General features: G+C 37.9%; 10 protein-coding genes. 2 read left to right on the top strand and 8 right to left on the bottom strand.

The features are described from left to right. Positions 1 to 107: 107 nt before the first annotated feature. The 3 genes from V7K44_RS08190 to V7K44_RS08180 form a co-directional block, all read right to left on the bottom strand. Positions 108 to 713: a hypothetical protein gene (locus V7K44_RS08190; protein WP_334930373.1), complete on the bottom strand. Its 606-nt coding sequence runs from the start codon at positions 711 to 713 to the stop codon at positions 108 to 110. Positions 714 to 1070: 357 nt separating this feature from the next. Continuing rightward, positions 1071 to 1961: an Rpn family recombination-promoting nuclease/putative transposase gene (locus V7K44_RS08185; RefSeq protein ID WP_334930371.1), complete on the bottom strand. Its 891-nt coding sequence runs from the start codon at positions 1959 to 1961 to the stop codon at positions 1071 to 1073. A gap of 138 nt (positions 1962 to 2099) precedes the next feature. Further along, complete coding sequence (locus V7K44_RS08180) at positions 2100 to 3401, bottom strand: dihydrolipoamide acetyltransferase family protein (protein WP_334930369.1); 1302 nt, start codon at positions 3399 to 3401, stop codon at positions 2100 to 2102. Positions 3402 to 3907: 506 nt separating this feature from the next. Here V7K44_RS08180 and V7K44_RS08175 point away from each other — a divergent pair. Continuing rightward, positions 3908 to 4429 carry a hypothetical protein gene (locus tag V7K44_RS08175; protein ID WP_334930367.1) on the top strand — a complete coding sequence of 174 codons (522 nt, stop codon included), beginning with the start codon at positions 3908 to 3910 and terminating at the stop codon, positions 4427 to 4429. Between the two features lie 76 nt (positions 4430 to 4505). Here the strand turns inward: V7K44_RS08175 and V7K44_RS08170 are convergent, their stop codons facing one another. Next, positions 4506 to 4955 (bottom strand): YlqD family protein, encoded by a 450-nt coding sequence (locus V7K44_RS08170; RefSeq protein ID WP_012412623.1) that lies wholly within the window; start codon positions 4953 to 4955, stop codon positions 4506 to 4508. Between the two features lie 42 nt (positions 4956 to 4997). Further along, positions 4998 to 6974, bottom strand: a complete 1977-nt coding sequence (locus V7K44_RS08165) for an AMP-dependent synthetase/ligase (RefSeq protein WP_334930365.1) — start codon at positions 6972 to 6974, stop codon at positions 4998 to 5000. A 228-nt stretch (positions 6975 to 7202) separates the two neighbouring features. On the opposite strand from V7K44_RS08165, the gene V7K44_RS08160 reads away from it, so the two are divergent. Beyond that, positions 7203 to 7448 (top strand): hypothetical protein, encoded by a 246-nt coding sequence (locus tag V7K44_RS08160; protein WP_334930363.1) that lies wholly within the window; start codon positions 7203 to 7205, stop codon positions 7446 to 7448. Positions 7449 to 7941: 493 nt separating this feature from the next. Here the strand turns inward: V7K44_RS08160 and V7K44_RS08155 are convergent, their stop codons facing one another. Genes V7K44_RS08155 through V7K44_RS08145 form a run of 3 tightly spaced genes read right to left on the bottom strand, consistent with a single transcriptional unit; the run spans position 7942 to position 10774 of the window. Then, the gene (locus tag V7K44_RS08155; RefSeq protein ID WP_334930361.1) at positions 7942 to 8643 is read right to left on the bottom strand and encodes a DUF2290 domain-containing protein; all 702 of its coding nucleotides are present in this window, start codon (positions 8641 to 8643) and stop codon (positions 7942 to 7944) included. Then, complete coding sequence (locus V7K44_RS08150; protein ID WP_334930359.1) at positions 8640 to 9788, bottom strand: DEAD/DEAH box helicase; 1149 nt, start codon at positions 9786 to 9788, stop codon at positions 8640 to 8642. The genes V7K44_RS08155 and V7K44_RS08150 overlap by 4 nt, the downstream gene beginning before the upstream one ends. Then, a complete protein-coding gene (locus tag V7K44_RS08145) occupies positions 9752 to 10774 on the bottom strand; it encodes a hypothetical protein (protein ID WP_334930357.1) in 1023 nt (340 codons plus the stop codon). Before V7K44_RS08145 ends, V7K44_RS08150 begins: the two co-directional genes overlap by 37 nt. Between the last annotated feature and the right edge of the window lie 759 nt (positions 10775 to 11533).

Here is an 11533-nt window from a genome sequence, read left to right as displayed (position 1 = left end):
TATTTTTTCTCGAAGATCGACAGAGTAGGACTTCATTTAAAAGGATTTATATTTTAATCTAGTGTACCTCATAATAGACGCAAGTGCTGTAAAGTCTTATATTCTTTTCATTTGGGAGAATTATTTGAATCATTGAAATACACTTGTGTTGTTTTTGAAGGACACTTTAATCCACCGTTTGTGTACTCTGGTAAAGATAAACTTTTTCTAGAAAGATAGGCCGTATCATTCTCTTTGCAAATAACACTCACCATTTTCAGTTGCTTGCTATCAGGAAGTTTAACGGCAAAAACAGCACCAACATATAATTTAAGTGTAAAGCCCCAATGACCTTTACAAGCATCTTGAAATGCATAGACGTAAATACTATCAGCAATATTATTAATGTTAGTGTTATTCTTAACATTTTCCGCTCTAGTGTAATATCCATAACAGCTTTGTGGATCGCCAATAACCCAATCTTTCAATGACGGTTCTTGTCCTTTTTGATCGGTAATTATCACAAAACTTTTCTGCTTTGAAAAAACAGCTTCTTGAGTAGTAATCATTGATATCAACTTTTTTTTAGCCTTGATAGTTATTCTGTCTATCTTTTCACTCATCGCTTGGTTTCCACCGTCTTCACTTGAGCATCCAGTCAATAACAAGCTCAGGAAACCAATACTAAAAATTAATAATTTACAAGGCGAATAAATAATTTCTTTTTTAGCCATAAAAAGTAATTAATAACAAAAGTAGAGTAAATACTTTCTAGTCAAGCACTCGATTACCAGAGTGTCTGACTAGAAAATTTATTTAAATTCTAACTAGGTTATAACAAAAATGTCATTATTACCAATCGTTGGTCTAATTGAAGTGAAGACTCAACAACTAACTTTATACGGCAATCTAGAGCAAGCTAGAGGATGGTTTCATCCCAGATGAAATACCTTGTTACAGGTTTCATCAAAGCAAATGACAGAATTAAAAGCAGAGTATCGTCAAAAAATTGAAGTAGAAGTAACCGAGCAAGGAGCTAGGTACGAAAATCTAACTTTTTTTATAACTGGTCGAAAAGTTTAAAGCAAACTCTAATTTTCTATTGTATTAAGCCAATTCATTAAATCAGCCTCACTAGCAAAATCTAGTAATACTTCACCCAAGTTTTCTAACTGAGCCAAGGATAACTCTTGCAACCGAGATTGTAACTGAGAATTAATTGAACCAAGCCTACGAGTTAATAGACGCATCACTAGCCTTAGTTCTGATTGTCTTCCTTGTTCAATACCTTGTTCAATACCTTGTTCAATGCCTTGTTCAATGCCTCGTTGTCTCCCTTCTTGAAGCCCTTCTTGGAGAATTTCTTGATAAATAGCAGACTCTCTCATATCTTCTCTCCTTAAAAACTGACGAATGAGTTCTGGCTCGAATACCAACCCTGCTAGAAGTTGGGTACATACCGAGATACTCTGCTTGGTGGCTTCTTCTTCAATCATACTCACCTGAACTGCTACCTGTTGAAGTAAGCTTTGAGGAGAATCTGTTCGCGCCAAAGTTGCCAGAGGTAATAAACCAGGAGATAACAATAAAGGTTCTGGATCTTGTTCCCAAATTCGGAGGATGCGGTAACGGTGGGTAGTATTGCGGGCAGTAAATTCATCTACAAAGACAGCTTCTGAAGTTGTCGGTTTAAGGAAAATTACTACCTGTTCGATATCACAATTGTATTGTCGATATAACCGCACCCAATAGTCCAACATCCGCAGTGGTAAGGGTGGAGTCGATGCTGGTAAAGTTTGAAACTCTAAATGCAGTATTTGATTAGCAGTTTGCAAAAAGGTTACTGAGTCGGCACGAATTGGCTCTTGATTTAATTCTGTTTTGAGAATCTGGATATCCGTTGCTTCAGATGCAAGTAAGTAGCGGATAAAATCTTCTGGATATTGCTCAACTAGATATTTTAGGGTGTTGTCGTATGTCACTCGTGATAAATAGCTAGGCGTAAATCAATTAAATATTTGTAATATTGAAGTGTAAGCATTATTTGTTGTTAGCGCTACTCCACGAAAAAGTAATGTTCGCTGATAGCGCTAACATTTAAATTTGGTGTCTTTTCAAAATTACATTGTCAAAGATTGAGCATTTGTCTCAATCAATTTTGCTAAATCTTGCAGGAACGCGGCAGCATGGGCACCATAAATAATCCGGTGGTCAGAAGTAATATTGACTTGCATTTGTTGACGCACGCCAAATAAACCGTCGGGTGTTGCTACTACTTGCGGACGGGATGCCCCGATCGCTAAAATTGAACCTTGTCCAGGCGGCAAAATCGCATCAAATTTATCTACGCCAAACATCCCCAAATTGGACAGGGTAAAAGTACCACTGTTGTATTCTTGAGGCTGTAATTGTTTTGCTCTGGCACGTTCTACCAACGACTTCCAAGTACGCGATAGAGAATATATATCCACTGCATCTGCATTTTGCAGCACAGGTGTAATTAATCCGCCATCATCCATCGCTACTGCGACAGAAATGTTGATATCAGAATGATAAACAATACCCTGGTCTGAGTAGCTAGCATTTAACAATGGGTGTTTTTGCAATGTCACTGCTACAGCTTTCGCCAGTAGCGCTGTCATTGTCACGCCTTTGGATTTAATTTGTTTATAAAGTTTGTCTAACCCATCAGTAGTAATTGTATAACCGACACGGAAGACGGGCACGGATATGGTAGCTACCATGTTCCGCACTACGGCATTTTGGAAGGTAGTTAAAGGTACAGTTTGACCAGGAACAGCCGCCGCCACGGGTGCGGGTGCTGGTGTCCGAGGTGCTGGGGGTACAACTGGGGCGCTGGTTGGTACGGGAGCTGCGGGGGCAACTGGGGCAGGTGCAGGTTGCTTGCCCTTGTTAGACAATGCTTCTACATCTTCGGCGACAATACGGCCGTGGGGGCCACTACCTTGGAGTGTAGTTAAATCAACTTTGAGTTCTTTGGCTAACTTGCGGGCACGGGGTGAAGCTACCAGCCTTCCTTCTTTGTGGTTAGACCCATTTTGAGACGCTAAGGCAGGTATGGCGACTGGGGCTGTGGCGGCAACTGGTTCAGGGGAAGAGGTAGGAGTAGCAGCCGCGCCGCCAGAATTGGCAAGAGATTTCGCCTGTTCAATTTCAGCTTCCGTTTCGGCGATAAAGGCGATCGCAGATCCTACTGGGGCAGTTTCACCAGCTTCAACTATGATATGGGCAAGAAATCCCTCATAAAAGGTTTCTACATCCATATCTGCCTTATCTGACTCTACAACCACCACTGTTTCGCCTTTTTCCACTTTGTCCCCAGGCGATTTCACCCAGGAAACGATTTTGCCTTCCGTCATGGTGGAACTCAGCGCCGGCATAAATACTTCGTGAATGCTCATAGGGTGGTTTGGAAATCAATGGTTTATGGACTTTAACAGTTTTTATCAGATCGAATTGTATCTTGATGGGAGAGTTTTAGACTGTTTATATTTTAGGTTGGGCATTGGCCATGGGGCATAGTAGTTCCAAGTTCCGTTAGCGGATAGCTAAGGTTTAGCCCGTGCTGAGTAAAGAAGTGAGATTCCCCATTCAGCACTCCTGAAGGGCATTGGGCATTGGCTATCCACTAATGACTAATGACTTTAGGAACCTAAATATAGCTTAGAGGTCTATAATACAGAACTTATCCTCAATGGTTAGCCAATATCTTGCTCGCTCTCGTTTTAGTCATTGACTTGCAAAAACCACCACGAGTTTCTCACAGATTAAATGGGATTGCTATTTAATATTGCTCATAACCATTACTTAAGATACAAGAGCTTCTTACGGATAGAGGATATAGGATGTAGTTCAATCTAGAATTCAAAATTGGTAATAAACCTATTTGAAATTCCTGTTTACTTTTATGTCGGCAAAGCTAAAATTCTTTTTGATTGTGATATTAAGTATCTCTGCCACAGCGGGTGCTGGAGTTTATATTATCCAGCACCAGCAATCCGCACCGATTGTTGAGACTAGTGATGAGCAAACCCAGCAGATGGGAGCAATACATCAGTCTCAGGAAGTTGCAGCATTCTCAGAGCGTTCCGATTATCAAACTATACCTTTAGAAAAACTTAACTCATCTCTCCAAGGCAGTAATCCTACTACCCTTGCCCTGAATGCCTTTGAGGAGATAGCAGTGGGAGGATCGCGAAAGATAGAGGTAGTTTATCCGCAACCAAATCAGGCGTTAGTGACGATTACGCAAATCAAGCGGGGTAATAATTCAGTTGGGACGATTAAATATCGAGCGGAGATGACAACCTTTGGGCGATCGCTTTTTATTAGCTCACCTCCAGTGTGGCAAATCGTTTGGGCTGGCTCCCAGGTGGAATGTTGGGCTGGGAGCCGGTCTCACACTAAGTTAAATCACATCTGTCATTAGTCATTGGTCATTGGTCATTGGTCATTGGTCACAAAACAAATGACAACGGACAAATGACAAATGACAAATGACAAATTTAAATGTCGCCGCGAATTTCTTCTACAACGCCATCGCGCAGAACGATTTCGACTTGCATTTTGCTAATCAGGTTATCACCGATTTCTACTCGGAAAAAGCCTTCCATTTGGAATTGGTTGACTTCCTGATCTTGCTGGAGAAATTGCACTTGCTGGAGGTTTTGCAGCAACTGATTTTTCTGCTCTAAAAATTCACTTTTCTTTTGATTGACTTGGAGTTGGATATTGTCAATTTGTTGGAGAGTCTGAGGCCCAGGTGGTTGCAGACTCTGCTTTTGAATTGCCGCGATCGCTCTTTGTCCTTCAACGTCTAACTGTTGCAGTTGCTGGTCAAGTTGATTGATTTGCGTTTGCAGCTGCTGTTGTACTTCCTCTTTCCAGAGGGGAGTAACAATAACTTTGACGTTAACGACGCGTTTCAGAAGCAAATTAGATTTGGAGACATCCATAAATATTTCACGTTCACTCTTTACAGTTAGCAGGTGGAATGATCAGGCAAACATGCCGTCAATAATATCGCGATAGCGTTCCGTGACAACATGTCGGCGAACTTTTAGTGTTTGTGTCATCAAGCCATTTTCGATGGAAAACGGTTCCAGGATGAGTTTAAACGTTCCGATGCGGTCATCCGGTCGATAGCCTGGACGATTTTGGACTTCCCGATTCAATTCTTGGCGAAATAAATCCTGGATCATTCTACTCTCCAAGTCAATTTTTTGACTATCTGAGGAAGTCACTTGATTATTGGGCGTATCCAGCGTTAGATTTTGACTTGCTGCCCATTTTTCTATGGCTTCGACATTGGGGACAATTAAGGCTCCCAGGCTGCGCCGATCTTGACCGATGAGCATAATTTGATCGATGTATGGCGATCGCAAACACGCATCTTCGATCGGCTGTGGCTCGATGTTTTCCCCGTTAGTCAATACAATCGTATCTTTAGCCCTGCCAGTCAGCACTAAGTCGTCTTGTGGTGTCAGCCAACCCAAATCGCCGCTATCAAACCAACCCTCAGCGTCAATTGCTTTTGCTGTCGCTTCGGGATTTTGGTAATAGCCTTGCATAATCTGCGGGCCTCTCAACAATACTAAGCCTCGCTTCTCTATTGGTAAAGGCGCTTTTGTCTCAGGATCGACGATTTTAGCTTCTGTAGACGGTAGTGGTAGCCCTGATGCGCCAATTAAATTCCGCCAAGGACGCCGTACATGGGTGACAGGAGAAGTTTCTGTCAAGCCATAGCCTTGTAAAATCTGGACGCCAATAATTTCAAAGAAATTATCTATGTGTCTGGGAAGCGCACCGCCGCCGCTAATCATCTGCTTAACTTGTCCTCCTGTGGCTTCCCGAACTTTGGCGTAAACCAGTCGTTCTCCCAAGGCATGGAGGGGTAATAAAGCTGATGCTTGGATCTTAGCTGCTAATCGTTCGGCGGCTGAAGCATGAAGATTATTTAAATCCAATCCCTGAGCAGTTCGCTGCGCTTTGATATATTTGTCGCTAATGCCCAATAAAAATTTAATTAGGCGTTGCTTGTTGGCTGGTTGTTCGCGGAACTGCTTTTGCACTCCTTCATAAATCGACTCCCACAGGCGGGGTACACCGACCATGTAATTGGGTTTAAATTGTCTCAAATCCCCTTTTACAGAGCGCAAGTTGGTATAAACTTGCGTACAACCTTGAGATAGTAGGTAATATTCAACAGTTCGTTCATAGCTGTGCCACGAAGGTAGGATACTGAGAACGATATCGCCGGGGTTTGGTTGCAATACTGTGCCAAAACTGATTACTTGGTGCATCAAGTTACTATAAGACAGCATTACACCCTTGGGTTTACCCGTAGTACCAGAGGTATAAATTAGGGTTGCCAAAGCGTCACGATTTTGCTTGACTGGCACAAAATTATGACTTTTCCCAATTTCAAGCAACTGCGAAAAGTTGAGTACCTTTAGGGTTTCGTCTGTTAGTGGTGCTTCATCGGAAAGTAAGATTACCACTTGAATTGGTAAATCTTTGAGGCGATCTTGGAGTTTTTTAAGTGTTTTTAAATCCTCTACAACGATCGCTATACTGCCGCTATTCGCGATGATAAACAACAGTTCTTCTTTTTCCGCTTGGGAACTACGCACCGCATCAACGCCTCCAGCAGTCATGATGCCTTGATCGGCAATAAACCACCGAGGACTATTGTCAGCAATCAGGGAAATGCGATCGCCTACCTTTACTCCCAACGCTTGTAACCCAGCAGCAAATAATTGCATTTGCTCTGCCAACTGGGTATAAGTAATCACTACTTCTGGTTTAGCATGAGGATTGCGGAGGGCGACAACTTCACCAAATCGTTGAGCTGCCAAAGGCCAAATTTCTGGTAGCGATTCCACATTTGTGTAATCTACCAACCGCTTTAATGCCTCACGTTCTCGCTCGCTGATGTTAGATAAAAAAGAAGACGCGGTTTGGGTTTTTGACATAACACCTTACCTAAGATTTTAAACTGATTATTTTCCAGCTTATTTTGTTATTCCGCTACAATGACCATCCTTATTATCCACATTCCCTTCTGTGTATGATAATTCCAGGAATTCCACGTTTATATTTACAAAAATTTATGTTAAAGTTAATTTACATAGAGTGCAAGCAATGATTGTGTTTGCATCTAAGAACAGCAATCGCCTATGTTTCACAGGAGATGATTACCTATGAATTTTATCGACGGCATAATGCTAACGTTGCTCAATATTGCTGCTTGCATAGCGTTACCGAGGATTTTAGCTATACTTTTGGCTGATAAGACCAAACTTACTGAAACATTGGTGAATGGTTCCAAATTGCAAGCAGCCAAAATTCAACTTACAAGTTTTCCTTATTGTACAGCTTACCAATTGACAGGTAGCCAATACTGCAAATTCAGTCCTGATTTTTGTGCCAACTGTTCTCCAAATTGATGGACTATTCGCGAGGAATTTTTCCTCGGTACTTCCGAAACCAGGAATTTAATTAATTCTTCAACCCATATTCATTCTCATTTCGATAGTCTCAAATCGCCGACTTCTTCAAATAACTCGGAGATATTTTTGTTTATAACTCCTGCTAGAATTCCTAAACCTCGTACATTTTGAAACCTGGAGTTCTGCAATCTTCGCGACTAAGCTAATAGGCTAGGACTAGCCCTTTCAAGCTGACTTGAAAAACCTCTTTTTTTTCTCTGTGCTCTCTGTCCTTCTGCGGTTTAAAAGTAATTTATTTAACCAAACAGATATAGGGAAAACAGAGGGTAAGAGGTTAAAAAGGGATTTTTGATCAGCATTTTTACTCACCTTGAAAGGGCTAGTCCAATATGCTTATACTAATCCTATCTGAGGCTGCATATAACTACAGAATAGAAAGCAGAAAAGACTTAAGATTAGAAGCAAATAATGGCACCTTTCAATCGAATTATTAAGCGATATAAAAATCTTTTTCTTCATCGATTCCAAAGTGCTTTTCAGGTAAAATTTTACACTCAGCTTTTACATAGTAAATTGAGCAAAACTTACTATCACTCATTAAATCTTTCCATTTATTCCAATAAATATGTCTAATAACAAAAGATACAAAAGCATGAGGAGTTAAGATATATTTAATTGGAACCCTTATTTCATTTTGAAAACCTAAGTGTAAATGTGATATGGGATGAACAGGTGGCTCGTGAAGGTCTTCATCATAGTCATATCTTAAGGGTGTAACCGTTTTTTTTAATTTCGCTTCATCTATAACTTGCTCGTAATCTTGGAAAAATTCTTCTCCACATTCTATGTAAGAGAAACCAAGTTCATTTACAAACTCTTCGTAAGTGGGAAATTCCGATGGTGTTTCATAATAAGCATATCTATATTTTACTATTTTATTACTAGCATTACTTTCACAAGAAAATTGAAAAAAGGAATAATCATTGAGCAAAATATCATAATCTTTATTAGTTATAGCCAACTGATATAGCTTGTGATAATCTCCGTTTTGAGCTAAAGTAAAGAAATCTCTTGAGAACTTAGAAGGTTTAAACATTAATCCTCTAGTATAGTTTTCATTTTGAAATAAGTTGCAAGCATTCAAAATTTTTTTTGATTTTCTAAAACCTTCCTCCATCATTGTTAAATTCATTTTTTTCCTTCCAATTTTATAAGATATACAAGTTCTTCAGTGGGTATACCTTTTTTCTCAGCTTCATTTATAAGTTCTTGAATTTTTCCACGAACAGAGGCTTTTGCTACATTAACACCAGCTAAATCTCTCTGAAAAACATTCATTTCTTCAATATTTGGATATGTAAATTCAAGATTTGGCATATTACTTAAAGCTGTTCTTATTTCTTTAAATAAAACTTCAGCATATTCATTTGCTCCTGTGACAACTAACCAGCCTTTTGCACGAGTAAATGCAGTAAATAATTTGTTTCTAGCAATTCTAGAATCTTTTTCCGCAGCAAAGGTATCTACTCCTATAACGTAAACTGTAGCCGCTTCGTTACCTTTAGCTCTGTACACTGTAGATAGAGTTACACAGCCTTCTATAAAAAACTCTGTTACATAAATATCTGTAAGAACATTATTTGATTTAATTCCTTTATCCCTTAAAAAATCACTAATTTTAGTGAAATATCTTCTAGCATACTTATCATCTGTACAAACAACTAAAATATCCTCTGGATTGAGTTTTTCGTACTCAATATCGTTTTGTATAGAATTACATAGCCATTTCACTTCATCATCCATCCCCTCAGCAGTATAATATTTGATAAGTTCTTCTGGCTTTTGCTTTTTTGATATAGTTAAAGGGCTATTTTCCTCTGGTCTAGAGATAACCATGCGATCATCTTGATTGCAGTTTCCTTGTATGACTTCATATCCTAGATCAGTCCAATGTTCTTTATTTTCAAGCATTTGTATTATTGGAGTATTATAAATACCAAAGCCTATTGCATGAGCCAGAACTAAAATCTCTCGTGAGCTACGATAACATTTTGCTAAAACTATATCGTTATCAATTTGCGGATATTGCTCTTGTAACTTAGCTAAATCAATCCCTCTGTAACCATATTTATCATTTTTAAATGTATCCATAGTAGACTGTATTTTTACATTTAAAATATTTTGAAGATCATCATATCCCCAGACAATACAATCATTCCGTACAATTTGACGACATAGCTGATAGAAAGAAGGTTTGACATCTTGTGCTTCATCTATAAGCACATAATCATAAAGTTTTTCTAATCTTCCATTTTTTTGGCAAGCAAGTCTTGACAAACAAAGTCAAAAGGATCATTTGATTTACTTTTGGCTTCCGAAAATTTTATAGGTAAAATATTATTTTGATGACAGGTTTGAGAATATACACCCTTTATTGAACTGCCTCCCCAAGCATGAAGTATATGTATTTTTCCCCAATCTGGATCGCTATCTTCATGCTGTCTATAGAATCTTGTAATTAACCGTTTAATATATGTGTATAAGCTTTTAGTCCAGAATGTATATAGAATGGTTGCTTCTGGATTACGTAGGTGTAACAATGCAGCTTTCATTGCTAAGACAATAGTCTTTCCTGAGCCAGCAAGTCCTCTAATTCTTTGAGGCCCTTCTAATTGGGTTAAAGCTGCATACTTTTGACGCCTGTCAAAATTAGTTATTTCCTTTTCCATAATAGCTAAAATTGCACCTTTTTTATTTGAATTATTTTCTGATATATATCTCTCTTTAGGCTTAATAATACCTTTGGAACCTTCAAGGACAGCCAAAATTTCATTTAATATTTCAGTAGAAATATTAGACTCGCCTTTTATTTCATTTAATCTTGTTACTATTAATGAATCATTAATAATAACTTCATTCTCTAACTCGGTAGTTGTAGATATAAGATTAGGTGCATATATAGCTGCATTTATATTAAAAAATAAATTATTACGATCCTTTCTAAGACTTTTATTTGTTCTTAGTTTAGAAACAACAAAATTGTATAGCTGTGATGTTTGTTCATCAATATACTGAATTTTATTCTCATTCATCTCACGATTTGAACTATTTTCACATTGAAATATAAAAATTCCATGACGAGGAGATATTAGCATCAAGCTAGGATATTGAATTTCTTCATCAATGTTTTTAAATATAGGAAAGTTATAGTAAATTATTGCATCATATATATTTAGTAATCGTTCATTTTCATCTAGAAATCTAACTAAATTTTGAGAGGTTGGATCATTATAGAATGCTTGTGATAGAATATTTTTTTCCACGATTAATAGATTTCCTTTGTATAAGATGAATACAGGCATTTATAAATTATTTTAATTCAATTAAAATAATTTACAAGCATTTGTAAATAAAAATTATTTAGCCTTTGCTCAAGAAGTATTTTGAGATTGAAAGGGGTTACATTTGACTAATAAAAAGCCTCAATAGTCAGAATGTAATTTAAATGCGTAACAGGTTGCCAGTATGGGTAAAGATACTCCCACTACTTTTAAAAACGATGCTTCTCAAAATAGATGTGGTTTATATAGTATTACGACGAGAAAATTTAATTAAATTTACATTGTGTAACATATTGTCATTTATTCTTGCCTACTTACTTAGATTCAAGTAATTTTTTAGTTTAGTCCGTATAATTACTAATTGAAATCAAGCCACATATATAACTAATATAACAATTGTTAAATCTATTGCATGACAGTCAAACAGCTTGTAATGCCAAAACAACAAGGAGTTGATCGGTTTATTTATAAACTTCACAAATTTTTACTAGACTGTCAAATTAACTATAGCAATCAGAATTGAAATGTGAGAAAATACGTAGACAAAAAGTACGTATTTATAAGTATTTCAGCGATTTATTTCTCACGAACGATTTACGATTGCTATATGCTGGGTATGAGTTTTGACTTTTGCCTTGTTGTACTAGTACAGAACTTACGCAAACAACAGCCAAAACCCGGATTTTCAGGTAGGGACAATTTATTAATTGTGCCGACATTGTTGGAGAAGTATTTAACGAG

Source organism: Nostoc sp., assembly GCF_036917235.1.
Lineage (GTDB): Bacteria > Cyanobacteriota > Cyanobacteriia > Cyanobacteriales > Nostocaceae > Nostoc.
This window is presented reverse-complemented; position numbering and strand designations above follow the sequence as displayed.